Origin of the sequence: Paenibacillus sp. AK121 (assembly GCF_019042715.1) — a bacterium.
In the GTDB taxonomy this organism is placed as follows: Bacteria; Bacillota; Bacilli; order Paenibacillales; family Paenibacillaceae; genus Paenibacillus; species Paenibacillus polymyxa_C.
Genome location: NZ_JAHPJM010000003.1, coordinates 416,268 through 443,106, shown reverse-complemented (window position 1 = coordinate 443,106; position 26,839 = coordinate 416,268). Strand labels below are relative to the sequence as shown.

Annotated in this window: 22 protein-coding genes; 21 read left to right on the top strand and 1 reads right to left on the bottom strand. The window is 47.8% G+C overall.

Going from position 1 to position 26,839, the window contains the following annotated elements; genetic code table 11:
• Window positions 1-90 precede the first annotated feature (90 nt).
• From KSP24_RS08395 to KSP24_RS08365, 7 genes are all read left to right on the top strand, one after another.
• A complete protein-coding gene (locus KSP24_RS08395) occupies window positions 91-1,914 on the top strand; it encodes a DNA repair helicase XPB (protein ID WP_216974895.1) in 1,824 nt (607 codons plus the stop codon).
• Between the two features lie 6 nt (window positions 1,915-1,920).
• A complete protein-coding gene (locus tag KSP24_RS08390) occupies window positions 1,921-3,906 on the top strand; it encodes a helicase-associated domain-containing protein (RefSeq protein WP_216974894.1) in 1,986 nt (661 codons plus the stop codon).
• A gap of 107 nt (window positions 3,907-4,013) precedes the next feature.
• On the top strand, window positions 4,014-4,454 hold the full coding sequence (locus KSP24_RS08385; protein WP_013371862.1) for a YlbF/YmcA family competence regulator: 441 nt from the start codon (window positions 4,014-4,016) through the stop codon (window positions 4,452-4,454).
• 34 nt (window positions 4,455-4,488) lie between these two features.
• Window positions 4,489-4,749, top strand: a complete 261-nt coding sequence (locus KSP24_RS08380) for a YlbG family protein (RefSeq protein ID WP_017427798.1) — start codon at window positions 4,489-4,491, stop codon at window positions 4,747-4,749.
• A 227-nt stretch (window positions 4,750-4,976) separates the two neighbouring features.
• Entirely contained in the window at window positions 4,977-5,414 is a 438-nt protein-coding gene (locus KSP24_RS08375; protein ID WP_013371860.1) for a hypothetical protein, read from the top strand.
• Between the two features lie 202 nt (window positions 5,415-5,616).
• Complete coding sequence (locus KSP24_RS08370) at window positions 5,617-6,534, top strand: selenium metabolism-associated LysR family transcriptional regulator (protein ID WP_040103406.1); 918 nt, start codon at window positions 5,617-5,619, stop codon at window positions 6,532-6,534.
• A 35-nt stretch (window positions 6,535-6,569) separates the two neighbouring features.
• Window positions 6,570-7,439, top strand: a complete 870-nt coding sequence (locus tag KSP24_RS08365) for a PHP domain-containing protein (protein WP_040103407.1) — start codon at window positions 6,570-6,572, stop codon at window positions 7,437-7,439.
• Between the two features lie 92 nt (window positions 7,440-7,531).
• Here KSP24_RS08365 and KSP24_RS08360 read toward each other — a convergent pair whose 3' ends face one another.
• Window positions 7,532-9,280: an Rqc2 family fibronectin-binding protein gene (locus KSP24_RS08360; RefSeq protein WP_216974893.1), complete on the bottom strand. Its 1,749-nt coding sequence runs from the start codon at window positions 9,278-9,280 to the stop codon at window positions 7,532-7,534.
• A 230-nt stretch (window positions 9,281-9,510) separates the two neighbouring features.
• Here KSP24_RS08360 and KSP24_RS08355 point away from each other — a divergent pair, with 230 nt between their 5' ends.
• From KSP24_RS08355 to rlmN, 14 genes are all read left to right on the top strand, one after another.
• Window positions 9,511-12,309, top strand: a complete 2,799-nt coding sequence (locus KSP24_RS08355) for a calcium-translocating P-type ATPase, SERCA-type (protein ID WP_216974892.1) — start codon at window positions 9,511-9,513, stop codon at window positions 12,307-12,309.
• A gap of 109 nt (window positions 12,310-12,418) precedes the next feature.
• A complete protein-coding gene (gene dapF / locus KSP24_RS08350) occupies window positions 12,419-13,249 on the top strand; it encodes a diaminopimelate epimerase (RefSeq protein ID WP_216974891.1) in 831 nt (276 codons plus the stop codon).
• A gap of 157 nt (window positions 13,250-13,406) precedes the next feature.
• The gene (locus KSP24_RS08345; protein ID WP_216974890.1) at window positions 13,407-14,432 is read left to right on the top strand and encodes a hypothetical protein; all 1,026 of its coding nucleotides are present in this window, start codon (window positions 13,407-13,409) and stop codon (window positions 14,430-14,432) included.
• Between the two features lie 156 nt (window positions 14,433-14,588).
• Window positions 14,589-16,475 carry a bifunctional homocysteine S-methyltransferase/methylenetetrahydrofolate reductase gene (locus KSP24_RS08340; protein WP_064962881.1) on the top strand — a complete coding sequence of 629 codons (1,887 nt, stop codon included), beginning with the start codon at window positions 14,589-14,591 and terminating at the stop codon, window positions 16,473-16,475.
• A gap of 35 nt (window positions 16,476-16,510) precedes the next feature.
• Window positions 16,511-17,398 carry a YicC/YloC family endoribonuclease gene (locus tag KSP24_RS08335; protein WP_216974889.1) on the top strand — a complete coding sequence of 296 codons (888 nt, stop codon included), beginning with the start codon at window positions 16,511-16,513 and terminating at the stop codon, window positions 17,396-17,398.
• Window positions 17,399-17,454: 56 nt separating this feature from the next.
• On the top strand, window positions 17,455-17,715 hold the full coding sequence (gene remA / locus KSP24_RS08330; RefSeq protein ID WP_005548256.1) for an extracellular matrix/biofilm regulator RemA: 261 nt from the start codon (window positions 17,455-17,457) through the stop codon (window positions 17,713-17,715).
• A 14-nt stretch (window positions 17,716-17,729) separates the two neighbouring features.
• Window positions 17,730-18,302 (top strand): guanylate kinase, encoded by a 573-nt coding sequence (gene gmk / locus KSP24_RS08325; RefSeq protein ID WP_013371851.1) that lies wholly within the window; start codon window positions 17,730-17,732, stop codon window positions 18,300-18,302.
• A gap of 121 nt (window positions 18,303-18,423) precedes the next feature.
• Complete coding sequence (rpoZ, locus tag KSP24_RS08320; protein WP_013371850.1) at window positions 18,424-18,627, top strand: DNA-directed RNA polymerase subunit omega; 204 nt, start codon at window positions 18,424-18,426, stop codon at window positions 18,625-18,627.
• Window positions 18,628-18,717: 90 nt separating this feature from the next.
• Window positions 18,718-20,022 (top strand): bifunctional phosphopantothenoylcysteine decarboxylase/phosphopantothenate--cysteine ligase CoaBC, encoded by a 1,305-nt coding sequence (coaBC, locus tag KSP24_RS08315; RefSeq protein ID WP_013371849.1) that lies wholly within the window; start codon window positions 18,718-18,720, stop codon window positions 20,020-20,022.
• On the top strand, window positions 20,022-22,598 hold the full coding sequence (priA, locus tag KSP24_RS08310) for a primosomal protein N' (RefSeq protein WP_064962883.1): 2,577 nt from the start codon (window positions 20,022-20,024) through the stop codon (window positions 22,596-22,598). Before coaBC ends, priA begins: the two co-directional genes overlap by 1 nt.
• A gap of 132 nt (window positions 22,599-22,730) precedes the next feature.
• A complete protein-coding gene (gene def, locus KSP24_RS08305; RefSeq protein ID WP_058710374.1) occupies window positions 22,731-23,228 on the top strand; it encodes a peptide deformylase in 498 nt (165 codons plus the stop codon).
• 6 nt (window positions 23,229-23,234) lie between these two features.
• A complete protein-coding gene (fmt, locus tag KSP24_RS08300; protein ID WP_216974888.1) occupies window positions 23,235-24,194 on the top strand; it encodes a methionyl-tRNA formyltransferase in 960 nt (319 codons plus the stop codon).
• Window positions 24,191-25,606, top strand: a complete 1,416-nt coding sequence (gene rsmB / locus KSP24_RS08295; protein ID WP_216974887.1) for a 16S rRNA (cytosine(967)-C(5))-methyltransferase RsmB — start codon at window positions 24,191-24,193, stop codon at window positions 25,604-25,606. Before fmt ends, rsmB begins: the two co-directional genes overlap by 4 nt.
• Window positions 25,607-25,792: 186 nt before the next feature.
• A complete protein-coding gene (rlmN, locus tag KSP24_RS08290; RefSeq protein ID WP_025675760.1) occupies window positions 25,793-26,833 on the top strand; it encodes a dual-specificity RNA methyltransferase RlmN in 1,041 nt (346 codons plus the stop codon).
• Window positions 26,834-26,839 lie beyond the last annotated feature (6 nt).

Here is a 26,839-nt window from a genome sequence, read left to right as displayed (position 1 = left end):
AGTGTGGGTTGGACTCCTTGCTATTCCGGTTGATCTGCGAATAAACGGATAAGCTATTATTATAGAACTTTTGAGTGCCAGGAGGTAGTCATGAATCCAGATCATCCTTGTATTGTACAACGTGATTTTACCGTTTTGCTGGAAATGGGTTTGCCTGATTCGGAATGGGCTCGTTCACAGTTGCAGATTTATGCGGAGCTGGTAAAAAGTCCGTCCGCTTTTCATACATATCACATCACTCCATTGTCGCTCTGGAACGCAGCCGCTCTCGGGTGGAGTGCTGAGGACATTCAAAATAGTTTGCACTCTATGTCCCGTTGGGATACTCCGCGTGATTTGTTGAAGGATATTGAACAGCTTGTTTCTCGTTATGGGACGTTGACGCTGTCACGGGCGAGTGCAAAAGAAGAACAAACTTACGGCACAGATACGATTGACGCGCATCGTGATGAGCAAGAGTCAGACAGAGATACAAAGGCGAGGAAAGCCAACACATACACAATAGGTGATCACTTGATCTTGGCAGTAGAGACTCCAACTTTACTGGATGAGCTATTGAACAAGAAAGAGCTAAAACAGCTTGGTTTGCTTCGCACCAATGAGACAAGCGCATCCGTACCGCCCGAAAATCGTGGCTTGCTCAAGCAGGAATTAACTCGCTTGGGATATCCCGTTGTGGATACGGCAGGTTATCTTGAGGGGAATCTGCTTCGTTTTACCTTGGGGAAGGGACAAACGGAGTTGCAGCTTCGTGATTACCAGGTGAAAGCTGCTGATGCATTTGAAGGCACAGACGGCTTAGGGGGGAGTGGTGTACTAGTGCTCCCATGCGGAGCCGGAAAAACAGTGATCGGTATGGCAGTGATGAATCGACTTCAGTGCGAGGTGCTTATTTTAACTTCTAATACTATTTCTGTGCGGCAATGGATCGAGGAACTGAAGCAAAAGACAAATATTCCTGTCGATTCTATTGGGGAATACAGTGGTCAGAAAAAGGAGGTGCGACCGATAACGGTGGCAACCTACCAGATTTTGACGCATCGGCGCAACAAAGACGGAGAGTTTGAACATATGAAACTGCTGAGTGAGCGGAAGTGGGGACTCATTATATATGATGAGGTACATTTGCTGCCTGCGCCAGTATTTCGAGCCACGGCCGATATTCAGGCTACCCGTCGTTTGGGATTAACAGCTACGTTAGTTCGAGAGGACGGGTGTGAGCGGGATGTGTTCTCTTTAATTGGACCCAAACGGTACGATATGCCGTGGAAGGAACTGGAGCGACAGGGCTGGATTGCTCAGGTCGATTGTGTAGAACTGCGTTTGCCCATGACCGCTGACCTTTTGGAGCAAAGTATGCGTGCTGAAGGCAGACAGCAATACCGAATTGCAGCCGAAAATCCAGCTAAGATGGAGGCAGTACGTAGTTTGGTGGAGAAACACAAGGGGATACCAACACTTATTATTGGTCAATATTTAGACCAGTTACGTAAATTGGCTCAGGAGTTGGACGTCCCACTGATTACGGGTTCCATGACTCAGAGCGAGCGGGTGCGTTGGTTCGATGCGTTTCGCAAGGGTAATATTCAAACCTTATTAGTATCCAAGGTAGCAAACTTTGCAGTCGATTTGCCGGATGCAGCAGTAGCGATAGAGGTATCGGGCAGCTTTGGCTCCCGTCAGGAAGAGGCGCAGCGACTTGGCCGCATTTTACGACCAAAGCCAGGCGACAATAAAGCTTATTTTTATGCATTAGTGACGGAGAACAGTAAAGAGATGGATTTTGCAGCACGTCGTCAGCTGTTTCTGATTGAACAGGGCTATGAATATGCGATTCGCAGGTTTGATGGGACGATGGCTGGCAGAAGCCAGGAGGATGAGATTGAAGATGGCGGAAAGAAAAAGGAGGCCTAACCAAGGATGGACGTAACGAGTACGCAAGGCAACTGGAATGAGCTTTCAGCGGATGAGCTGCTGGTGCTTAGACGATGCTTTGTCCGGTATGCGGCACAGCCTATGAAGGAAGAGGAGCCTATGCAGCTTACCCAAGGTGCCTTAAGCGGAGTCGAAACAAAACTGGCACTGCATGGGCTTCGCTCTCGGGGGTGGCTGGAGGCAGTCACCAAATCGTGGGGCGAACGGATTTTATATATTCCGGTTGATCGGCTACCCGCTCTGCACGATATGTTGTTAGAGCAAACTCCAATAAACAGGATACATACGGATCATCCAATAACGGTACATGAAGCAATGACAGGACTGGAGTCAGAGTTACTGCATGTGTTGTCACGTATTGCGATACAGGGAGTTCCTTTGACGGCCAAAGGAACCATACATAAACGGTCATTGCAAAAATTGAATGAACTGACCCCCTTTCGTCCGGAGGACCTGGAGGGACTTGGGTTGCATTATGCGCATGCCGAGCTATATCCAGTACAAACGGTGGTAATGGTCGATTTACTACTCAGTTTGGGGCTGTTAGTGAAAGAAACAGTGTCTTTTCGCATTCAGGAGGCGGAACTGGCGACATGGATTCGTTTGTCTGCTGGGCAAATGCGCAAGCATATTTTTGACGCCCTCATGGAGAGGTACGGCAAGGCTGAAGCGCCTATGCAGCATTTTCGCTATATGCTGTGTGCCGTCTCGCAGTATGGAGGAACAGATGAATGGATATCTATTCAGTATCTGCTGCAATGGATGCTTCAGGTAGGATTAATACCGCAGAATAGTTTAAGTAGAGATGATTCTACGAACAGTGCCTTTATAGATATTGTTCCTACAATCACAAATCTCAAAGGGCTTGCGGACGAGACGGTATCTGATTTTAATTTCAATGGATCTTTTACGGAAGATATAATGGGTTGGTTGAAGGCCCTGACGGCTTTTGGAATGGGGGATTGGGGTCAGACTACATCAGGCGAAATCTGTTTTCGCTGGAATGTCTCTGTGACAGATCTGCTTCGTCCCTATCATGACGAGGATACACATCAAGAACAAGGTGCCTTTTATGTGCAGCCTGATTTTGAAATACTGGTGCCGCCAGATGTCGCATATGATGTGCGCTGGCGATTGGAATGCTGCTGTGAACGTGTGACAGGAGACCGGATGGTAGTGTATCGGATTACCAGAGAGAGTATTACAGAGGCAATCGAGCTGGGCATGGAGGCCAAGGAGATTCCTGCTCTTTTGGACAAGTACAGTCGGACAGGGGTCCCAGAACATGTACGGCTGGCAGTAGAGCAGTGGGCAGGCAATGTGGGACGAACGGCTTTTGCGACGGTAACACTTTTGCGATGCGGTACTCAGGAGGATGCGGACATGGTTGCGCGTCATCCTGCACTTGAAGGACTACTGGAGCGACTCGGCGACAAAGATTTTATGATCCCGGTACACTCTGCTGACAAAATACGAAAAGCGCTTGCTGCAATTGGATTAAGTCCGCGTCTTGAGCCGAAAAATGCGGATGAGCCAGCTCACCATTATCCACTTTTGACGGAGACAGAGAACCTAGATGCAGGCCGTTCCCTATTTTCACAAGAGGGAAGAGCTGGTCTGGTTTACACAGGGCGCACGTTGCATTTTTATGAACAAGAGCACACCCTGCCTGACCCGTCTGGCTATTTTCCAGAAAGGTCTACAGTACCCTCTTCATGGACAAAAGAATGGAGGAGTTACCATACGTCCACTTCCAGGCAGTTGATGGAGCAAGCGATCCGTTGGCAGGCGGCGGTGGGATTGCGAATCAGTGGGAAAGAGGTTAAATGGATACCGGAATCGGTGGTTTCCGGCGATCCCTGGAGTGTCACAGGCTGGTACGCCTCAGGAATGGATGAGGAAACGCCTTCTCGTGCGACCTTGCAGCCAAGTGATTGGTCCGATATGAGGCTGTTGGTTCCTTTTACATAGTCGTGTCAGGAAGTGCATGAAATTCCTTCTTCTCAAAAGAAGGATGTGGTATGATAAATGAGTCTACTTTTATTGGGTAGAACTTTATATAAAGTGAGATGACATTCATGAGCGTAGCCGAATTGAACACGGTCAATATGGCAGAAGTGCTTATTAACGCCTATGAATTGGGCGATATGGTCAACCGGTCCTTTGAGGTATCGGATTATTTATATTGGAAGCAGCGTGTGGAATTGAACCCGTCTATTCAGGCGTGTGTACGCAAGCTGGATGCCAAAAAGGAGCTTTTCGCTGAAACGGAGCGTTTTGGGCATTTTCATCCCAACTATCATGAAGCAAAGGACGCAGTGCAGGCCGTTGAACTGGAGCTGGAACAATTTGAGGCTGTTAAGGAGTTCAAGCGGGCCGAAAAGGCGTTGGATGATATGCTTCATGCCATGTCTGAAACGATTGCATATTCCGTGTCCGAAACCATTAAGGTGCCGAGCAACGACCCAAATGTGAAAAAGGGCGGATGCGGCAGCGGAGGGAAATGCTCCTGCGGATAGGCCATAGGAATGATACGGAGGGGAGATGAAGCGAATGTTTGCCGAGCGGACAGGGTACATCATTTGGGTAAGCGATATCAAGGCTGCCCGCAATCTGGAGAAATACGGAAATGTCCACTATATTTCAAAGCGTATGCATTATGTAGTTATATATATGAATGCGGATCGGGCAGAGGACACCGTTAAAAATATTCGCAGACTTTCCTATGTACGTAAGGTTGAGCGCTCTTTCCGAAATGAGATTAGGACGGAGTACAACGACGATAAGGAAAAGATGAAAGAATATGAAATATAAGCTTTGATTGTCTATACATTCAAATTTCTTGAAAAAGGTCAGCCTACGGGCTGACTTTTTTTGTGAAGCCAGGACTTTTCATACTAATCTTAATGCTGTTAGACCTAAAAATTCTTTAAAAAACACCCATAAACTTCAATTTTGTAACTTGTAGTCCCGGGTCTGTTGAGGTAACATATGAATATATTGGTAGATATAAAGACCTATCTGGTGGGGAGAGTGATCCCGTGCGTGACAAGGCAATGCAGCGATGGAGTACATACGAACCGTTCTACGTGGAGATGGGCGATAAGAAAGTCGCCGATATCGTGATTACAAATCATGCGAAAACACGTTATTTAGATCGGGTAGAGCAGAAACAGTCCGAGACGAATCATATCGCCGCCTGGCTTTGGGAGTGCCTGAAGCAAAACAGGATGGAGTCCTACTATCATAATGAAGAGGATGTATATTTAATTGATGGTGATCTGGTCGTTGTCGCCGAATTTGGTGAGTTGCCAGGTGAGATGGACATTGCGGGGAATCCGCTTCATAAGATGATTATTATTACCTTTTTGGGTCGGATGTCAGAGACTATCGAATTAAGGGACTTGAAGTCCTACTATTCATGGTTGCGCCATTCACGGCGCATGACACTGATGAAAAGCACTCGTAAGCAAAAATAGACGGTGATTTGACGGACGGTTCCATTAGAAAGCGGGCACATTGACACCGTCGAGTTTGAGTAGAAGTATGCAGTTATCAGCTGCATGCTTTTTTATTTTGCAAGCATATAACTCCCCATTTCGGTAAGTTTACTCGGAAATTGTTCGCCAGATGTTTTTCTTATGTTAAAATAGGGAGATCAGAGGGGAGAGGGCTGTCAGTATGAACTTTCATCAGCTGCACATTTTTTATACCGTAGCGGAGCGCGGAAGCTTCTCGGCGGCGGCGCAAGCGCTGCATATGACGCAACCTGCGGTGACGATGCAAATTCAGTCTTTGGAAGATTATTTTGGCACGAAGCTGCTGCACCGATCGACTAAAAAAATTGAGCTTTCGGAGGCAGGAGCGACATTACTGCCTTTTGCAAAAAGAAGTATGCAACTGATCAGGGAAGCTGACGAAGCGATGTCTGCTTTTACTCACATGCTGGAGGGAAGATTGCATATAGGTGCCAGTCTAACGATTGGTGAATATATTGTGCCAAGAATGCTGGGACCGTTTGGTCAGGAGTACCCTCACATACGCATGGCAATGAATGTAATGAATACGACTCAAATTATGGATGATATACTAAAGCACCAGTTGAATTTAGGGCTGATTGAGGCCCCGGTTCAACACCCGGATATTGTGGTAGAATCTGTGATGCAGGACGAACTGAAGCTGATTGTTCCTTCGGGGCATGTGCTGGCCAAGGCCAAAAAAGTAGTTTTAGAAGATGTATTCAAGCATCCCTTTGTAGCCAGAGAAAAAGGTTCTGGTACACGCCAAGTCATAGAAGACGGTCTGAAAAATCGTGGTGCGGATGCCTCTCGACTTGATATTGTAATGGAGATGGGCAGCACTGGAGCGGTCAAATCAGCGGTAGAGGCAGGACTGGGGATTACTATGCTGTCACCTTCTTCAGTCAAACATGAGGTTGCGCTCGGGTTATTGAAAATTGTAAATATTTCAGATATTACCTTCAAACGAGAATTTTATGCAATTCATTTGAAATCAGCGTTGTTGCCGATCCCGGTAGTAACTTTTCTGTCTTACTTGCGTCGTCATGATCAGGGAATGGACGTATTCGAGGACTCGTAGGACAAGCTTTAGAGATGAAGAGGAGGAGAATCTACATGAAGGAACAGAATAATTTGCAACGATATGATCTACATACACACACCCAAGCATCTGACGGTATGCAATCACCTGCTGATAATGTGCGCTGGGCGAAGGAAAAAGGGCTGGCCGGTGTGGCTATTACAGATCATGATACGGTGGCCGGTTTGGAGGAAGCCTTGGAGGAGGGAAGACGCATTGGGATGACCGTGGTGCCGGGTGTGGAAATCAGTACACGTGCTGGTGGCAAAGATATTCATATATTAGGTTATTTTATGGATTACCGTAATAAAATGTTTTTGGAACGGTTGGAAAAGCTGAGACAGGCGCGGGATACCCGTAATGATTTGATTTTGAGTCAATTGCGTAGCTTGGGCGTGGAAATCACGCTAGATGAGGTGGTGGCTACAATGGGCAGACCACTAGCGCCGGATGAAAGTATTGGACGTCCGCATATGGCAGATACCCTGGTTCAAAAAGGTTACGCGAAAGACATGCGGGATGCGTTTGATCGTTACTTGGCAGAAGGTGCGCCCGGATACGTGTCTGTACCCCGTGTAGAGCCTGCGGAGGCTATAAGCTGGATTCGTGAAGCAGGAGGAGTGCCTGTAGTGGCCCACCCTGGCTTGTATGGAAATGACGAACTGGTGTGCTCCATTATAGAGGCAGCGAAGCCTGTAGGGTTGGAGGTGCGCCATTCGGATCATGATGCTGAGGCCGAGAGACGATATACTGCAATGGCGCTGCATTATGGGCTTATCGCAACGGGCGGCTCGGATTTTCACGGTGCACGCCAAGGTATGATTTTCCACGGCGATCTGGGTAGCCGTAGTGTGGGCGGTCAGGTCGTCGAGGAGTTGAGAAAGGCTGCTGTTGGACAAAAGTAATGAAAAAGCCCCTTGCCTACCGCATGGAACACAGAAGTGTATCGTGCAAAGGACAAAGGGCTTTTTATGTGGATTCCATATGCTAGTGGGACCTAGCCGTTTTTGATGCGGTTCGGCAGCTTTTTGACCAGTTCCTCATCAGGTGTGATAAAGAGCGTACGCTGATGATCGTAGATGACAAAGCCGGGCTTTGCTCCGCTGGGCTTGCGTACATGTCGAATCAAGGTGGCGTCTACAGGTACGCTGCTGGACTGCTTGGCTTGGCTGAAATAGGCAGCCAGCTGAGCTGCTTCCTCCAACGTCGCGTCTCCGAATTTCTCGGCACGAATAACGACGTGTGACCCTGGAATATCCTTTGTATGCAACCACGTGTCATTGGGTCCGGCCAGTCGGTTGGTCACATATTCATTCTGCAAGTTATTTTTGCCAACCAGTAGCTCGATGCCTTCGGATGATGTATATACGTGCAAGGTCGGACGGTCATTTTTCTTCTTTTTCTTTCCTTTTTTAACCCGATCTCTAAGATAGCCCTGCTGAACCAGTTCTTCACGTATTTCCTCAATGTCGTTGATAGAGGCATGGGCTAGCTGCTGAAGAAGATTGTCCATATAACGAATTTCTTCGTGTGTCTTCTCGAGTTGTTCGTCTATGACAGCCAGGCTATTTTTATATTTGTTGTACTTTTTAAAATAACGCTGTGCATTATCTGAAGGGTTGAGCAGCGGGTCCAATGGAATGGTGATCGCACTCTGTTCCTCATCATAAAAGTTAGTGAGTGTTACTTCCTTGTCACCCTTTTTTACCTCATGCAGTGAAGCGAACAGCAGCTCTCCGTAAATCCGAAATTGATCGGCATCTTCTGCTTCGGCCAAATCTTGATGGAGATGATCGAGTTTTTTTACGTTTTTGCTCCGCTCGTTTTGCAGAAACCGCAGTAGGTCGCTAACCTTTTGCTTAACCGTGTCCCTTTCTGCCTTTTCGCCGAAAAAGTCCTCCATACACTCACTGATGGTAGCGTATTCCTTACGTTCTCCTTGGATCAACGTCAGTGGGATGGCTGAAAATATTACTTTATCTTGTGCGTTCAGTCCAGATACCGGCTGAAAATGATGATTCCGCACGTCATCCATGATGTCACTGAATGCCCTCCACAGTCGACGATCCTTGTCACCAGAAGCTTCTTCACTAGATGCTCGGATTAGTATCTCTTCAGCAATGAGGGGACTAAGTCCGGTAAAAGTGTTCACGATCCAGCGTTTGGGAGCTTCTTCCGCCTCAATGGCTGCTTGATACGAGGAAAAGAAGGCTGCTTCTTCGACTTCTAGTGGATCTAGCTTGTTTTGTTCAGGAGGCTCTGTGTATTGAAAGCCTGGCATAACGACCCGATAGCTGCTGATAGAGGGTGTGACATGATGAATGCCATCCAGCATCACACCTGTTTCCGGGTCAAGCAAAATAATGTTGCTATGTCTACCCATTACTTCAATAATAATGCGCTTAAATGAAATATCCCCCAGTTCATCACGCTGACGTATATCCATATGAATTATGCGCTCCATGCCCACCTGCGTAATGTTCTCAATAATGCCTCCTTCGCAATGTTTGCGAAGAAGCATACAAAACATGGGAGCTTCTGTCGGATTGAGAAAGCTTTGCTCTGTAAAATGTACGCGCGGAAATGTCGGGTTAGCCGACAGCAACAGTTTTACACTCCCACCTTGTGCCCGCAGGTTCAGCACGATATCGCGTTCGTTTGGCTGATGTATTTTATTAATGCGCCCACCCCGGATGGCTTGCAGTTCGTGTACGATAGCGCGGGTTACGATTCCGTCCAATGCCATAATGTATGTTCTCCTTTGAAGCAAATGTATTTTCGCCTTCCTTCTATGATACATAACTTTGGGACAAAACTTAAGCGGCTTTGTGATATTTCGAGTCCTGTCCGAATAGATTGAATCAAGAAAGTCTGTCCAGCATATCAGCAATCGTGGCACAAAAATATAATAACGGGCAGCCATCCTACGCACAACCGACGGAAACGGACTATCTGACCGGGAGGGAATTGGGGAGAATGGAACAAGCACACTGGCACCAATTAAGCAATGAACAGCTTTCAACAAGTCTGGAAGTCGACCCGAAGCAGGGTCTTTCGGAGGAGCAGATTGCGGAACGAAGAGAAAGGACGGGATGGAATGAGCTGAGCGAGGGCAAGCGTGTTTCGGCAATTTTGCTGCTGCTCAACCAGTTCAAGGATTTTATGATGCTTGTATTGATGGGAGCGACCCTGATATCTGGCCTACTCGGTGAGTATTTGGACGCGATTACCATTATTGCTATCGTTGTGCTAAATGGAATTCTCGGCTTTGTGCAGGAATTCAGAGCTGAACGTTCATTGCGAGCTTTAAGACAGCTTTCTGCTCCAACCGCCAAAGTGCTGCGAGGAGGTAAACGAGTACATGTTCAGGCCAGAGAGCTGGTTGTAGGCGATATCGTGCTGCTGGAAAGTGGTGATCGTATCCCTGCAGATGTAAGGTGGTTGAGTACAAACGGCTGTGATGTCGAGGAGTCTGCCCTGACAGGTGAATCGGTTCCGGTGAGTAAGCATTGCCGCCCTATTCATGCCGCCGAAGTACCTCTTGGGGACCAAAAGAACATCGGTTTTATGGGCACTATGATGACCAGAGGCACTGCACAAGGTGTGGTCATTCGCACAGGCATGACTACCGAAATGGGGAAGATCGCAGACTTGATCGAAAATACGGAGTCGCAAGAGACACCGTTACAGCACAGACTGGAACAATTGGGAAAAATCTTGATTATCGTAGCGTTGGCGCTAACCGTGCTCGTGGTCGTAGCGGGCATTTTGCATGGTCAGCCAGCCATGAACATGTTTTTGGCCGGCGTGAGCTTGGCTGTGGCAGCTATACCAGAAGGATTGCCTGCGATTGTAACCATTGCCCTCGCTTTGGGTGTACAGCGCATGATCAAACGCAAGGCCATTGTGCGCAAGCTGCCTTCCGTTGAGACGCTCGGCTGTGCGTCTGTCATTTGCTCTGACAAAACGGGCACACTGACCCAAAATAAAATGACAGTCACCAAGCTGTGGCTGGATGGTCGTTTCTGGGGAGTTACCGGAGAAGGTTATGATCCACACGGTCATATTATGGACAGGGATCTTCCGGCCGACCTAAAGAACGGACAATCCTTGCGTAGATTGCTGCAAGCCAGTGTACTTTGTAATAATGCGGAGATTGTTCAAGCTGACATAGATGAGCTGCGTTCGAAAAAGAAAACCAAAGAGCCGACGCCTTCCGCTGTTTGGGAGCTGAAAGGTGATCCGACAGAAGGAGCGCTGGTCACGTTAGCTGCCAAGGGCGGAGTCACGCGACAAGGATTGTATGAACTGTACACACGGGAGCGAGAATTCCCTTTTGACTCGGATCGGAAGCGGATGTCGGTACTCGTACGCCACCAGGGAGGACATATTGTATTTGCCAAAGGAGCGCCGGACGTGCTACTGGGTCAGTGCTCTTACATTTTATGGGAAGGGAATGTCGTTCCGCTAACGGGTACGCTGCGCCAAAAGGTATTGGCAGCCAACGAAGGTATGGCATCAGAGGCGCTGCGTGTACTTGGTGTCGCTTACCGTGACATCCGCTCGCATGAACGTGTCTCTACGGTTGAGGAGGCTGAAGAACAGCTGGTTTTTATCGGCCTGACCGGCATGATTGATCCGCCACGCCGCGAGGTTCGCGAGGCCATCGGCAAGTGCCGTCGTGCTGGCATTCGCACCGTGATGATTACGGGTGATCATGGCACAACTGCGGAAGCCATTGCACAGCAGCTGGGTATTCTCCAACGCGGCTCACATGTGTTGACGGGACAGCAACTGTCTCTCATGGATGATGCGGCGTTGGATAACGTTGTGGATACCGTCTCCGTGTATGCGCGGGTGTCGCCGGAACACAAGCTGAGAATCGTCAAGTCGCTGCAAAGACGCGGACATGTCGTAGCTATGACCGGAGATGGCGTCAATGACGCACCAGCGATCAAGGCATCGGATATCGGTATTGCCATGGGCATTACAGGAACAGACGTGACTAAAGAAGCGGCTGCACTTGTACTGAGTGACGATAATTTCTCAACGATTGTAGCGGCAATTGAGGAAGGCCGAAATATTTACGAGAATATCCGTAAATTCATCCGTTATTTACTCGCCTCCAATGTTGGTGAAATTTTGACGATGTTCTTTGCCATGATGGCTGGGCTGCCGCTGCCTTTGCTGCCTATTCAGATTTTATGGGTAAATCTGGTGACTGACGGTTTGCCGGCGATGGCTCTGGGTGTGGATCAGCCGGAAAAGGATCTTATGGAGCATAAGCCTCGTGGTGCAAAGGAAAATATTTTTGCTCGTCGACTGGGCTGGAAAATCATTAGTCGCGGTCTGTTGATCGGCTTATGTACACTTGCGGCCTTTTGGCTGACATTACGGATTGCTCCGAATGATGCAGGGCAATTGATCAAAGCACAGTCGGTTGCATTTGCTACGTTAGTGCTGGCGCAGTTAATTCATGTATTTGATTGCCGCAGCTCCCGTTCCGTTTTCCACCGTAATCCGTTTCAAAATAGTTATCTCGTGCTTGCCGTACTGTCCTCCATTGTACTGATGCTGGTTGTAATGTATGTGCCTGTGCTGCAGCCTATTTTCAAAACGGTACCCCTTGGTTTACGTGAATGGGCATTATCTATTGTCGCAGCTGGAATTCCAACGTTCCTGATGGGAGCGGGAAGTGTATGGGGCGGTCGACGTAACCGTCGGCACGGCGGAAATACACACTTTTCAGCAGGACGTACAAAGTTTTCAGCCTAGAATTTGAGTCATGCATATCGCATCGCTTTCCCGCTTTTGCCCTGTATGATATTATGGGATCAAAGCTTCAAGAGGAGCATGAGATCAGCAGCAACGGCGGGGGGAAGCTATGGAATTCACTAAAATGAATGGTCTGGGTAATGATTTTATCGTTTGGTACGGGTATCAGGAATTGCCGTCTGACGCCTCGGAATTAGCTGTTCGGCTATGTGATCGACATTTTGGTATTGGTGCCGATGGATTGGTATATATATTGCCGTCTGACAAGGCAGATTTTCGCATGCGTATCATTAACTCGGACGGCTCGGAGGCCGAGCAATGCGGTAACGCTATTCGTTGTGCTGCCAAATACGTGTATGACCGTAAGCATATCAACCGTGAACAGATTACGATCGAGACGCTGGGTGCAGGTGTGCAGCAGGTTGAACTGACTGTAGAAAACGGAGCTGTACGAATGGTGAAGGTAGATATGGGAGAGCCAATTCTGGAAGGGTTGAAAATTCCAACTACACTCGATCTGACTAACGTAATTGATGAGCCCATTGAAGCTGGAGGAAGTGATTTTCGCTTTACGGCTGTATCTATGGGAAATCCGCACTGTGTCATTTATGTTGAGGACGCGCCTAGCTTTGATCTGGAGGCCTGGGGACCGAAGCTGGAGTGTCATCCATTGTTCCCTAAAAAAACAAATGTTGAGTTCGCCACGGTACGAAGTCGGAAGCATATAGATATGAGGGTATGGGAGAGGGGAGCTGGACCTACGCTAGCCTGCGGAACCGGAGCCTGTGCTACGCTTGTTGCTTCTGTACTAAATGGATACAGCGACCGCCGCGCCATGGTAAGCCTAAAAGGCGGCGATCTGGATATCGAATGGAGCGAGGATGATAATCACATTTATATGACAGGGCCGGCTGAGATTGTGTTCGAAGGTCGTATATAGAGTGAGGGTGAAGAAGACCTTAGCAGGTCTTCTTTTTTTGCCCTTTTATGCCGCTGTTTACTGGGAAAATGGTGAACAGGGCGATATTCTGTCTTTTTTTGACGTCTGAACGATGTATAATATAGAAAATGAGAAAACGATAAGGAGGCCGTTCATAGTGCGGAAATTTCGTTGGGTATCAGCAATTGCAATCCTCATTCTTATAGCCACCGCGCTTCCGGTTCAAGCGGCGACTATTCCTGCTGCCACAGAAACGACGGACAAGCAGGTTGGTTCGCTAACTCCGACAGTCGTAAGCCGTTTAGAAAAAGCAGTACAAGAACTTATCGGTTCAAAAACTGCATTTCAATTTGACGATGTAACGGATATGGGGAAAACCTGGATTGTCGAGGGTGAATTGGAAGATGGAACAGCTACGTTACAGACTGAATATAATAAAGAGAAAAATAGAGTAGATTCTACAACCATACGATATAAAATAAGTAGTTTGGGAAAGGCGATGAACGCGCCACTCAAGGCAAAAGTATTAAACAGCGCCAAAGCGTTTGACAGCAAGCGCCCCTTGCAATTTGAAGCATTCTGGCGAGTCAAATCCCCTTATCAGTCCAACAAGCCTTCAAATTACTGGGTATTCTGGGGGGCAGGAGAAAAAGCTTCCTCATTGTATGTTGATGTGGATCAAGGTAATGCTATTACCGTCAATGCGGACTATGCACTGAAGCAGGTGGATCCTGTGTTACTGAACCGTGCAATGAACACGTTTAAGCGAGTGAGTGGACAGCGAATCACAGTGCAGCATGTCTCACGGTACAAGGATGAGAAAAAGGGGCTTTCTTATTGGTCGTTCGAGGATGCAAGCGAGGCGAATGAAGTCAAAATTGGTGCGGTAACCGGCAAAGTACTGGCTGTGTCCACCCCTGGGATGGACTGGGATGATGACGCAGATTTCAAAAAATCTTTTGCAAGTCCAAAATATACTGCCGCCGAAGCATTGAAGTTGGTCAAGCCTAAGGTTCAGTTGTTGTTTAATATCAATGTGTCCGGCTATAAAGTGAAAGTTCAAGGAAATCAATATACGTTCTCCAAGCAGCAAAAGGGGACGGATTCTATTGTGGCTAAAGTAAATAAAAAAGGGACCTTTTACGAGTTTTCTCTCCATTCTTCTGATGGGAAAATGCAATGAAAATGTAGTGGGAAATAGAAAATGATCAATCAAGTTGCTTCACTCCTGATATCATATTGTCGGGACGTGAGGCGGCTTTTTTTGTTTTTGGCTTATGTTTGTAGTCTCTTTATGTTACATTAGTATGAAAATAAAGAGCGGGGTGGAGCAGAGGACATGAAACCGGATTTGCGTACTGTGCTGAATCGTGAAATTATTGTCGGAGACGGCGCTATGGGGACTTTTTTGTCCCAGCTAGGATTTCCAGTGAATACGTCTTACGAAGAACTGAACATTACTTCGCCTGGCGTCATATCAGACGTGCATGGTCAGTATTTAAATGCAGGAGCACGATTGCTGGAGACCAATACATTCTCTGCAAATGATTATAAATTAGCCCGCTTTGGATTGGAATCTAAGGTAGAAGAAATCAATCGTGCTGGTGTGAGGATTGCCAGGGCTGCGGCTGGACCCGAACACTATGTAGTAGGTGCGGTCGGTTCCATATGCGGAGGCAAACGTCTCAGCATATCCAAGCTAGAGCTGTCAAGAAACTACGAGCAGCAGATTGATGCTCTTCTGTCCGAAGGGGTTGACGGCATTTTATGCGAAACGTTTTATTCACTGGACGAAATGCGCATTGCGCTTCACAGTGTACGTAAATACAGTGACATTCCGGTAATTTGTCAATTTGCGGTTGACCAAGTTGGTCGTACCCAAGATGGGTTTTTAGTGGCACAAGCCTTTTCAACACTGCGTAGTGAAGGAGCTGACATCCTCGGGTTTAACTGTCACTCCGGTCCGCAGGGAATTATGAGTGTAATGGAGCAACTGGACGGTCCCTTGTCTGTACCACTGTCTGTATATCCGAATGCGGGATTGGCAGATTATGTGGACGGTCACTATGTATACGGTGCATCACCTGAATATTTCGGAGAATGTGCTACGTCCTTTGTAGATCTCGGTACGAGACTGATTGGTGGTTGCTGCGGAACGACACCAGACCATATTGCTGCTATTTCCAAAGCTTTAAACAATTTGCAACCACCCCCGTTGGCTCCAAAAGAAACCTTTTCGACGGAAGTCATTCATGTGGTGGAGCAGACAGCAGATGAAGGGGGACGAGGAAATGGCAGACATACCAGCGAACCCAACATTGTGGATCTGGTTAAGGAACGGCATACGGTTATTGTAGAGCTGGACCCTCCGCGAGATCTCGACATTACCCGGTTTATGCAAGGTGCGCATGCCTTGAAGAAAGCCGGAGCCGATGCACTTACACTTGCTGACAATTCGCTCGCAGTCACTCGTATGAGCAATATGGCGCTTGGGCATCTGGTTAGTATTGAAACAGGCTTGCGTCCATTAATTCATATCGCATGTCGTGACCGTAATCTGATTGGTACGCAATCCCACATGATGGGTTTTGACGCACTGGGTATTGACCATGTACTGGCGGTCACTGGAGATCCAGCGCGATTCGGTGATTTACCAGGCGCCAGTTCGGTGTATGATATGACATCGTTTGAAATCATACGCATGATCAAGCAACTAAATGATGGTGTCGCATTTTCTGGTAAGCCACTCAAGCAGAAAGCTAATTTTGTGGTGGGAGCTGCTTTTAATCCAAATGTTAAGCATTTGGGGAAAGCCGTACAGCGGTTGGAAAAGAAAATTGCCTCCGGGGCCGATTATATTATGACCCAGCCTGTTTACGATCCCGAGCTGATTACAGCCATCGCAGAACAGACACGGCATTTGGAGATACCGATTTTTATCGGTATTATGCCGCTGGCTAGTGGCCGCAATGCAGAATACTTGCACAATGAAGTCCCAGGCATTCAGCTATCCGATGAGGTGCGTGCACGCATGTCGGGGCTGGAAGGCCCGGAAGGACGAGCTATGGGCGTGTCTATTGCCAAGGAGCTGCTTGATACGGCCATGGAACATTTTAATGGGATCTATTTCATGACTCCTTTCATGTTCTATGAAATGACAGCTGAGCTGACTTCATATGTGTGGCAAAAATCAGGCCGAGCACAGGCCCCCTTGTTTCGACTATAATAATCAATTACAATAGTATAATGGATGTGATGCCGATGTCATTGAGTATGACCGGATACGGTCAAGCCATCCTTCATCATGAGGGGTATAAAGTGCGCTTGGAATTGAAATCGGTCAATCACCGCTATTGCGAAGTGATGATGAGAATTCCACGTGAATGGACTCGTTATGAAGATGGCTTGAGAAGAACGGTTCAACAGCAGATTAAACGCGGTCGTATCGATGTTTTCATCCACAGGGAACGTGATGAAGAACAGATACCCGCCGCACGGTTGAATGACACTGTCGTGCAGGCTTACCTGCGTGCAGCGGAGCAGCTGGCGGATCGTTATGGCGTGAAAGGAACGTTAGGTATAAGTGATATCCTTGCTTTGCCTGATGTTCTGGGTGAGCCTGGAGAGGCTTGCAATGGAGACGAAGAGGAATGGGAAGAGCATTTACAGCGAGCTTTGAACGAAGCTTTGCAAGGATTGCTGGAGATGAGAAGGCGAGAAGGTGGGCATTTGGCACAAGATGTGGAATCTCGTATCTTACGTCTGGAATCCTTTCATCATGAAATGACGGTGTTGGCTCCTCATGTTGTGAGCGACTACCGTAACAGGCTGAAGCACAGGCTTAAAGAGCTTCAGGACGGTTCATTTACGCTTGATGAACATAAATTCGGAATGGAGATTGCGTTATTCGCGGATCGCAGCAATATTGATGAGGAGCTTACCCGGCTTCAAAGTCATTTTGGACAGTGCAAAAGGTTGCTGCTGTCGGACGAGCCGGCCGGTCGCAAATTAGATTTTTTAATCCAGGAAATGAACAGGGAAGTCAACACGATCGGCTCTAAGGCTAATCATCTCACATTAGTTAATTTGGTCGTTGAGATGAAAGCAGAGCTCGAAAAAATTCGTGAGCAGGCTGCAAATATTGAGTAGCTACCTGGTAGCGGCACGGCTGCAATAGTCACATGTATAGGGGGAAAGACCTGAATATGGCAATCAAATTGATCAATATTGGCTTTGGCAATATCGTGTCGGCCAACCGAATAATCTCCATCGTCAGTCCGGAGTCTGCTCCGATCAAGCGGATTATACAGGAAGCCAGGGACCGTCATATGTTAATTGATGCTACCTATGGCCGCCGGACACGGGCTGTTATTATTACAGACAGTGATCATGTAATCCTGTCTGCGGTGCAGCCGGAGACGGTCGCTCATCGCCTATCCACTAAAGATGATGACAATGACGAATAAAAATGGAGTGTACTATGGCTAAGGGATTATTATTTGTAATATCCGGACCTTCGGGGGTCGGTAAAGGGACGGTAGGCAATGCATTGCGCGAAAAGCTACCTGAGATAACGTATTCCGTTTCTGCTACAACTCGAACACCTCGTTCGGGCGAGCAGGATGGAGTGACCTATTTTTTCAAAACGCGTGAAGAATTTTTAGGCATGATTGAACGAGATGAATTGCTGGAGTACGCAGAGTATGTAGGTAACTACTATGGCACTCCACGTGATTTTGTAGACCAGACGCTTGCGCAGGGTAAAGATATCTTTCTGGAAATTGAAGTTCAGGGCGCGCTAAAGGTTAAAGAAAAATTCCCGGAAGGCATATTCATTTTCTTGCTTCCGCCTTCACTGGATGAATTGAAGGATAGAATTCGGGGACGTGGCACAGAAACTCAAGCAACCATTGATCACCGTATGTCGGTAGCTGTGGACGAGATGAACCTGTTACGTCACTATGATTATGCGGTTGTCAATGATGAGATTGATTTCGCTTGTAAACGAATAGAATCCATTATTATCGCCGAACATTGTAAGGTTCGACCTTAATCGAGGGCTTTACATATGCCAAGCGTACCAAAAGAGAAATAATACTGTATAAGCTGAGCTTGAAGGTGTACACTGGAGTTCAGCTTATACAGCTTAAAACTACATGAAGAGGTGTCTATTCGTGCTGTATCCTTCCATTGATGAAATGATGAAAAAGGTAGATAGTAAATATTCGCTGGTTGTAGCGGCATCACGCCGTGCTAGACAGTTGCGTGAGGGCGAGAAGACGAGCTTGAAGAGTCCTAAATCTCACAAACAGGTTGGAGTAGCTCTGGAAGAGATCTATGCAGATCATCTTTTGCTTGAAAGCGGCGAAGAAGAATAAGAATTATAGACAATCATTATAACCAGGCGCAATGCCAATTCCTTTGACAACCGCAAGGTTGTTATTTTTTTCGGTCAGGGGGAGTTAACGATGTTGAAGGGGAAAGTTATTATTCTTGGTATAACCGGTGGAATTGCTGCTTATAAAGGGGCTGCGCTCTGCAGTAAGTTGACGCAAAAGGGAGCCGATGTTCATGTGATTATGACGGCTTCTGCCAAGGAGTTTATTACCGAACTTACACTGCAGTCACTCTCTCGCAATCCGGTGTACAGTGATACATTTGATGAAAGAGAGCCGTCCATCGTATCTCATATTCATCTGGCGGATGCGGCTGATTTGGTGCTAGTTGCTCCTGCAACAGCGAATATCATCGGAAAAATGGCGCATGGTCTTGCTGATGATATGTTATCGACAACGTTACTGGCCACGACAGCACCTATTATGGTGGCCCCTGCGATGAACGTACATATGTACACTCATCCGGCAGTCATGCAAAATATGGAGACACTGGTATCACGTGGTGTGAAGATGATTGAGCCTGGGGAAGGATTACTGGCTTGCGGTTACGTTGGCAAAGGACGTTTGGAAGAGCCAGAAACTATTGTGCAAACGATTGAGCGCTTTTTTGATCAGCAGGCTCTGGAACCTGAAGCCGCAATCAAATCTGAATCACGGTGGTTTGGAGAAGAATCTACAGAGAATCAAGTAACTGAGCCACTTGTAAATAAGAATGAACTAGCGCTTTCAGGAAAAAAAGTCATTGTCACGGCTGGAGGCACGATCGAGCGAATTGATCCTGTCCGTTATATTACGAATGATTCATCCGGTAAAATGGGCTTTGCTATTGCGAAAGTGGCTCAAGAGATGGGTGCAGAGGTGCATTTGATTGCTGCCAATACCAGCGCGGAACCGCCTTCAGGTATTTCGCTTGAAAGAGTGCAGTCAGCTGAAGATATGTACCAGGCTGTGCTAAAACAATGGGAAACGAGTGACATGGTCGTTATGGCTGCTGCTGTGGCAGATTATCGACCACGTGAGGTGGCACAGACTAAGATCAAGAAAAAAGATAGTGTATTTACATTAGAGTTAGTGAAGAACGTCGATATTTTGGAATCACTCGGACGCAGCAAGAAACATCAATTTTTAATTGGCTTTGCAGCAGAAACGGGAAATTTGGAGACGTATGCAATAGATAAATTAGAACGTAAAAATTGTGATTTGCTTGCGGCAAACGATGTAACTACAGATGGTGCTGGTTTTGGTGTTGATACGAATGCTGTTCAAATATATGACCGAAGCGGGATGGTAGAGCAGATCCCTGTACAGTCAAAGGAAGAAGTTGCGCGTAAATTGCTTACTCTAGCCGCGGGACGCATGGGTGGGGTGTTGCATTAATGGAAACAGGCAATTTAGTTGCCAAGGTTATTGTCGATGTACCTGCCAAAGATACAGATCGTACCTTCGATTATCTGATACCGGATTCCATGAAACCTTGGATTGAGCCAGGTAGTCGGGTAGCTGTGCCTTTTGGCAAACGGACGGTGCAGGCTTTTGTTATCTCGGTAGTTCCAGCTGAGGAGCCGCCGAAATACAGGATGAGGGCGATTCAGGAGTTGCTAGATCTGGTACCGCCCTTATCTCCCGATTTGGTTGAATTGGGCAAATGGATGAGCGAACGTTATGCTTGTAATCAGATTATGGCACTGCAAGTGATGATTCCTACCGCGCTTAAGGGCAAGGCGGAACGTTATATCTCAATTGCCGAACAGCATGAGTCTACGAATCCACAGCGGTCTATGCTGTCTAATCAGGAGGATGAGATCGAATGGGCCCTTCTGACTGACGACGGTATGAGTGATCCGGCGGAGCGTCAGATTGTCAGCTTCATTCAGAATAAGGAGCAAGTCCCGTTGCAGCAACTCAGTAGACGCTTCCCCGAGGAGGCGGAGGTTATTAAATCGCTGTTACGCCGCGGAGTGCTTCATGAAAGTCAGGTTATTAAAGATAAGCTTGGCAAAAAGACGATGAAAGCTGTTGATTTGGCTATCAGCATAGATGAGGCATCCATGGCACTGGAGCAATTTTCTGCCAAGGCGCAGCGTCAGCGGGAGGTACTTGCTTTTTTGCTGGAACGTAGCGAGTTTCTGCCTCTGCCGCTGAAGGAAGTAATGACCTCGCTAGGTGTATCGGCTGCCACGGTTAAGGCACTGGAAGATAAGGGCTATGTGTTACAGGAAGACGTTGAAGTCTTTCGCGATCCCTATCGGGGCAGACACTTCAAGCCTACAGATCCTCTTCCGCTTACGGCAGAGCAGCAGTCGGTGTATGAACGGATTGTTCGTCAGCTGGACATGCGTGAGCAAGGAGCTTATTTGCTGCATGGAGTCACAGGGAGCGGTAAGACGGAAATCTATCTGCAGACTATTCAGCGCTGTATCGAGCAGAATCGCCAGGCCATTGTGCTCGTACCTGAAATATCATTAACCCCACAAATGGTCGAACGTTTCAAAGGTCGTTTTGGCGACCAGGTCGCAGTGATGCACAGTAGGTTGTCGGGGGGAGAACGGTACGATGAGTGGCGCAAAATACGCGAAGGCCGTGTGAAAGTGGCGATTGGTGCTCGCTCGGCGGTATTTGCCCCTTTTCGTGAGCTAGGGCTCATTATTATGGATGAGGAGCACGAAACATCCTATAAGCAGGAAGAGACGCCCAAATACCATGCGCGTGATGTAGCCATTCGCAGAGCACACCAGCACGGGGCTGTCGTTATTCTCGGTTCAGCTACACCATCATTGGAAAGCTATTATGCTGCCCGCTCCCAAAGCAACGACGAATTCGCGCCGTTGCTGCTTGAAATGCCGACCCGCGCATTAGGGAACACGTTACCCGAAGTCCATATCATGGACATGCGTGAGGAGCTACGGGCCGGCAACCGCTCCATGTTCAGCCGTGCGTTGCATAATGGAATCGCAGAGCGATTAGAGCGTAAGGAGCAGACGGTATTGCTGTTGAACCGGCGTGGTCACTCCACGTTCGTCATGTGCCGGAGCTGCGGCTATGTGGCAGGATGTCCGGATTGTGATATTTCGCTTACCTATCATCAGCGGTCGAACAATTTACGTTGTCATTATTGCGGCTATTCCGAGCCTGTACCTCAGACTTGCCCGGAGTGCGGTAGTGAGCATATTCGTTACTTCGGTACAGGTACGCAGCGAGTGGAAGAAGAGTTGGCTAAGCTATTCCCCGGCATACGTGTTGTCCGAATGGATGTCGATACCACAACTGAAAAAAACGCTCATGAAAAGCTGCTCAAGCAATTTCGTGATAAAAAAGCAGACGTACTGCTGGGTACTCAAATGGTAGCCAAAGGGCTGGACTTTCCCGATGTAACGCTGGTAGGTGTCATTACTGCGGATTCCGCTCTTAATTTACCGGATTTTCGGGCTGCGGAAAAGACATTTCAGCTGTTAACACAAGTAGCCGGGCGTGCTGGAAGGCATCAATTGCCGGGGGAAGTATTCGTACAATCCTACACTCCAGAGCATTATTCGGTGGTTCACGCAAGTCGTCATGATTATGCATCTTTTGTGAGAGAAGAGTTGAAACATCGTCGCAATCTGCACTACCCGCCATATTGCCGACTAATTTTAGTGACCTTTTCTCATGAACAGCTCCCGGTGCTGGTCCGACTGGCTGAAAATTATTCAGCGACACTACAAGGACGAGCCAGACAACGGGGCTGGTTCGGGAATATGGACCGGCTTACATCGGATGTGCTGGACATTTTGGGGCCAGTAGCTTCACCCATTTCGAGAATCAAGAATAGATACCGATTTCAATGTATGATAAAATGGCGTGGAAATATCGACGCGATTGGTTTGGCTCAGCAAGTGGCTGATGAAATGGCCGAATCTGCACAGGCACAAAAGTTGCTGATTAGTTTGGATGTTGATCCGCAAATGCTTATGTAGAGTGTTAACACTAAAGTTATTAGTACAATTAATGCGGACAAGCCGTCCGTACATAGGATAATGTAGCAGTCGCTTTTGTGATGAATACAGTAAAGCCTAAATGAAGGAAAAAGAGGAAGGTGTTCTGTTGTCATGTCAATTAGAATTATAGTGTTGGAGCCGGATGACGTATTGCATAAAGTAGCAAAGGAAGTTACAAAAATTACGCCTAATGTGCAAAAGCTGCTGGACGATATGGCTGATACGATGTATGAAGCAGAAGGAGTAGGTCTTGCTGCTCCACAAGTAGGTATTTTGAAGCGACTCATCGTTGTAGATGCTGGAGACGAGCATGGCTTGATTAAAATGATCAATCCAGAAATTGTGGCCGAAGAAGGAGAACAATTGGGACCTGAAGGCTGTCTGAGTATTCCAGGGTTGAACGGAGATGTACGTCGTGCCGAGAAGGTTACAGTCAAGGGACTGGATCGCGAGGGCAAGGCTATTACCGTTACAGCGACAGGATTGCTTTCTCGTGCTTTTCAGCACGAAATTGATCATCTAAATGGAGTATTGTTCACGGATATTGCAGAAAAAGTATATGAGGTTGCTCTGGAACAGCCAGGACCGAACCGTCAGGCAGGGGAGTGAGGTTCGATGAGTCAAGACATTCGTATTATCTTTATGGGTACACCTGAATTTGCAGTCCCATCGCTGAATATGTTGCTGGACAACGGATATAACGTGGTCGGTGTAATTACTCAGCCAGATAAACCACAAGGACGGAAAAAAATATTGACGCCTACACCAGTCAAGGAAGCGGCTGAAAAGCGCGGATTACCTGTGCTGCAACCGACCCGCCTGCGGCAGCCGGAAGCAGTGGCTCAGGTGGCAGAGTTGCGTCCCGACCTGATCGTCACCGCAGCTTACGGTCAAATTTTGCCTAAGTCCGTATTAGACTTGCCTCGTTTCGGCTGTCTGAATGTGCATGGTTCGTTACTTCCCCGATATCGGGGAGGTGCACCGATCCAGCGTGCGATTATTAACGGTGAAACAGTGACGGGTGTAACGCTAATGTATATGGCGGAAGGGCTGGACACCGGCGATATGATATCGCGGGTTGAGGTGGCTATAGAGCCGGAGGATACATCGGGCACAATTTTTGAGAAGCTAAGCGTAGCCGGAGCGAGACTTTTGCAGGACGAGCTGCCCAAGTTGCTGGCAGGGCAATCAGACCGTATACCGCAAAATGAGGATGAGGCTACCTATGCCCCTAACCTGAACCGTGATGATGAGCGCATTACATGGAGTGATAATGCGCAGCAAATATACAACCGGATTCGCGGTCTGGTTCCTTTTTCTGGCGCGTTTACACTTTGGGAGAACAATGTTTTTAAAATATGGGCTGCGGAGCAGCCTTCCATAAATAATGAAGCGAGTGGCTCAAATGCTCCAGCACCCGGCACGGTTCTTCAATTAACCGCTCGTGGCATTGAGGTGCAGACAGGTGAAGGCACCCTCTGGCTGACCCAGGTTCAACCGGCAGGCAAGAAGGTTATGGAAGCCGGAACCTTTGCGCGCGGTGGACAGATGAAGCCCGGCACGGTGCTCGGATGAGCGGGGGACACTCCCGTCAGGGAGACCAACGCAAGGGAGTGGGGACCAGATCAGGCAAGACTCGCAAACAGACGGCGCGGGAAGTTGCACTTGATGTGCTGACCGGTGTGGAGCAAGAGGGCGCGTATAGCAATCTTGAGCTCAATCGCCGGCTTCAGCAGGCAGGTTTATCTGCAAGTGACGTTGGTTTGACGACGGAACTTGTATACGGTACAGTGGCACGCCGAAATACACTGGATTATTTTTTGAATAAATTTGTTCAAAAAGGAACGGCCAAGCTTCAGCCTTGGGTACGTTCATTGCTGCGGATGAGCGTGTATCAGCTGGTGTATCTGGATCGAGTTCCGGATCATGCAGTTGTTAGTGAAGCAGTGACCATTGCCAAACGGCGCGGGCATCAGGGGATTTCCGGTATGGTCAATGGCGTACTTCGCAGCATGCTGCGTGAGCCGGACAAGCTGCGCATTCCTGACGATTTGTCAGCAGAGGAACGGATTTCTCTAGAACATTCCCATCCACAGTGGCTAGTTAAGCGCTGGATCAAGCAATACGGTGCCGATACAGCTGAGGCTATCTGCAAGGCTAATAACGAGCCCCCTGCGGTCAGTGTACGAGTGAATACGACGATGACCAGTCGTGATAAGCTGCTGGACGAGATGGTTGCAAAAGGGATTGATGCCGTTCCTTCGCCCGTTAGCCCCTATGGGATTGTTGTTCGTAGCGGCGGAAATATGGCGCTTACCTCGTGGTATACGGACGGATTGTTGTCTGTACAGGATGAAAGCTCCATGCTTGTTGCCGAAGCGGTCGCTCCTGAGCCTGGCATGACAGTGCTGGATTGCTGCGCAGCTCCAGGCGGCAAAACAGCTCATATGGCTGAGCTGATGAAGGATCGCGGCCGGATCGTTGCGAATGATCTGCATGCCCATAAGCATCAATTAATCCGTGAGCAAGCGAGTCGGCTTGGTCTGGATGCTGTTGAGACGGTTACCGGTGATGCGTTGGACTTAAAGGAACGATATGCTCCGGCTTCTTTTGACCGTATTTTGCTGGATGCACCATGCTCCGGTTTTGGGGTAATTCGCCGTAAACCTGATCTGCGTTGGAGCAAAACTGCGGAGGATGTTCGCGATATTACTCAACTGCAGCACGAGTTGCTGGATAGTGTGGCCGGACTGTTGAAGCCGGGTGGTATTCTGGTATACAGCACTTGCACGATTGAGCCTGATGAAAATGAAGGACAATTGGCTCGGTTTTTAAGCGAACATCCAGAGTATGAGTTGGCAAAGGATCATTCTTTTCCAGACGTGAATCACGAAATGGATGGTATACAGAAAGGCTCAGTACAGCTGTTACCGCAGCATTTTCACAGTGACGGATTTTATATCGCGCGTCTGCGCCGGGTAAAGTAGATCGGAAGAGAATTCCAGGTAGCTGCCCACCAGTATTTCCACAATCCGCCGGACACTTCCGGCGGTTTTTTGCATGAAGATGAAAAATTTTTACCCCCTCAGGGATTTGTGCTAAAATAGGAAGAATGAAAAACACTGTCTGCGATTAAACAGAACTTAATGAAGAAGGAACGGGTGCAAATATTGATGAAACCTTTTATATACGATTTAACACTGGAAGAGCTTCAGGACTGGGCCAAAAATAATGGTGAGCCTGCCTTTCGGGGAGGACAAATTTTTGACTGGCTGTATGTAAAGCGGGTCAATAATTTCAGTGAGATGACGAATTTGTCCAAGGCGCTGAGAGAAAAGCTGGAGGAGCAATTCAGTTTTGTGACGCTTCACGAAATTACAAAGTTGGAATCGAAAGATGGTACTGTTAAATTTCTGTTTGGTTTACATGATGACCATGCTATTGAGACGGTTATCATGAGACACAATTACGGAAACAGTATTTGTGTAACGACTCAAGTAGGTTGCCGGATTGGCTGTACTTTTTGTGCTTCGACGCTTGGGGGTCTCAAAAGAAACCTGACGGCTGGCGAAATTACTGCACAGGTGGTGCAGGCTCAGAAAATTCTGGATAAAACGAATGAACGAGTGAGCAGTATCGTAATTATGGGCTCGGGTGAGCCTTTTGAGAACTATGAAGCGACAATGACGTTTTTACGTACAATGATTCATGAAAAAGGCCTGAATATTGGTCAACGTCATATTACGGTCTCAACCAGCGGCATTGTGCCCAATATTTATAAATTTGCTGACGAGGATACACAAATTAATCTGGCAATATCCATTCATGCGCCTAATGATGCGCTGCGTTCGAAGCTAATGCCTGTAAATCGGCGTTATCCTTTTAAGGATGTTATGGATTCTCTTCGTTATTATCTTGCTAAGACGGGGCGGAGAATTTCATTCGAATATGCCTTGATCGGTGGAGTGAACGACCAGGCAGAACATGCTGAAGAGCTTGCGGATGTGTTGAAGGACATGCTGTGTCACGTCAATTTGATTCCAGTCAACCATGTGCCTGAGCGCAAGTATGTGCGCACATCGCGCAGTGATATTTTTAATTTTCAACGTATTCTTGCCGAAAAAGGCGTCAATGTGACGATCCGGCGTGAACAGGGTCACGATATTGCCGCTGCTTGCGGTCAGTTGCGTGCAAAGCATATGGAGTTGGGGTGAAACCAT

What these genes read in the sequence shown, in the direction of transcription:
- KSP24_RS08395 (WP_216974895.1), top strand. Translation starts at nt 91, where the DNA reads ATGAATCCAGATCATCCTTGTATTGTACAACGTGATTTTACCGTTTTG.
- KSP24_RS08390 (WP_216974894.1), top strand. Translation starts at nt 1,921, where the DNA reads ATGGACGTAACGAGTACGCAAGGCAACTGGAATGAGCTTTCAGCGGAT.
- KSP24_RS08385 (WP_013371862.1), top strand. Translation starts at nt 4,014, where the DNA reads ATGAGCGTAGCCGAATTGAACACGGTCAATATGGCAGAAGTGCTTATT.
- KSP24_RS08380 (WP_017427798.1), top strand. Translation starts at nt 4,489, where the DNA reads ATGTTTGCCGAGCGGACAGGGTACATCATTTGGGTAAGCGATATCAAG.
- KSP24_RS08370 (WP_040103406.1), top strand. Translation starts at nt 5,617, where the DNA reads ATGAACTTTCATCAGCTGCACATTTTTTATACCGTAGCGGAGCGCGGA.
- KSP24_RS08365 (WP_040103407.1), top strand. Translation starts at nt 6,570, where the DNA reads ATGAAGGAACAGAATAATTTGCAACGATATGATCTACATACACACACC.
- KSP24_RS08360 (WP_216974893.1), bottom strand. Translation starts at nt 9,280, where the DNA reads ATGGCATTGGACGGAATCGTAACCCGCGCTATCGTACACGAACTGCAA.
- KSP24_RS08355 (WP_216974892.1), top strand. Translation starts at nt 9,511, where the DNA reads ATGGAACAAGCACACTGGCACCAATTAAGCAATGAACAGCTTTCAACA.
- dapF (WP_216974891.1), top strand. Translation starts at nt 12,419, where the DNA reads ATGGAATTCACTAAAATGAATGGTCTGGGTAATGATTTTATCGTTTGG.
- KSP24_RS08340 (WP_064962881.1), top strand. Translation starts at nt 14,589, where the DNA reads ATGAAACCGGATTTGCGTACTGTGCTGAATCGTGAAATTATTGTCGGA.
- KSP24_RS08335 (WP_216974889.1), top strand. Translation starts at nt 16,511, where the DNA reads ATGTCATTGAGTATGACCGGATACGGTCAAGCCATCCTTCATCATGAG.
- remA (WP_005548256.1), top strand. Translation starts at nt 17,455, where the DNA reads ATGGCAATCAAATTGATCAATATTGGCTTTGGCAATATCGTGTCGGCC.
- gmk (WP_013371851.1), top strand. Translation starts at nt 17,730, where the DNA reads ATGGCTAAGGGATTATTATTTGTAATATCCGGACCTTCGGGGGTCGGT.
- coaBC (WP_013371849.1), top strand. Translation starts at nt 18,718, where the DNA reads ATGTTGAAGGGGAAAGTTATTATTCTTGGTATAACCGGTGGAATTGCT.
- priA (WP_064962883.1), top strand. Translation starts at nt 20,022, where the DNA reads ATGGAAACAGGCAATTTAGTTGCCAAGGTTATTGTCGATGTACCTGCC.
- def (WP_058710374.1), top strand. Translation starts at nt 22,731, where the DNA reads ATGTCAATTAGAATTATAGTGTTGGAGCCGGATGACGTATTGCATAAA.
- fmt (WP_216974888.1), top strand. Translation starts at nt 23,235, where the DNA reads ATGAGTCAAGACATTCGTATTATCTTTATGGGTACACCTGAATTTGCA.
- rsmB (WP_216974887.1), top strand. Translation starts at nt 24,191, where the DNA reads ATGAGCGGGGGACACTCCCGTCAGGGAGACCAACGCAAGGGAGTGGGG.
- rlmN (WP_025675760.1), top strand. Translation starts at nt 25,793, where the DNA reads ATGAAACCTTTTATATACGATTTAACACTGGAAGAGCTTCAGGACTGG.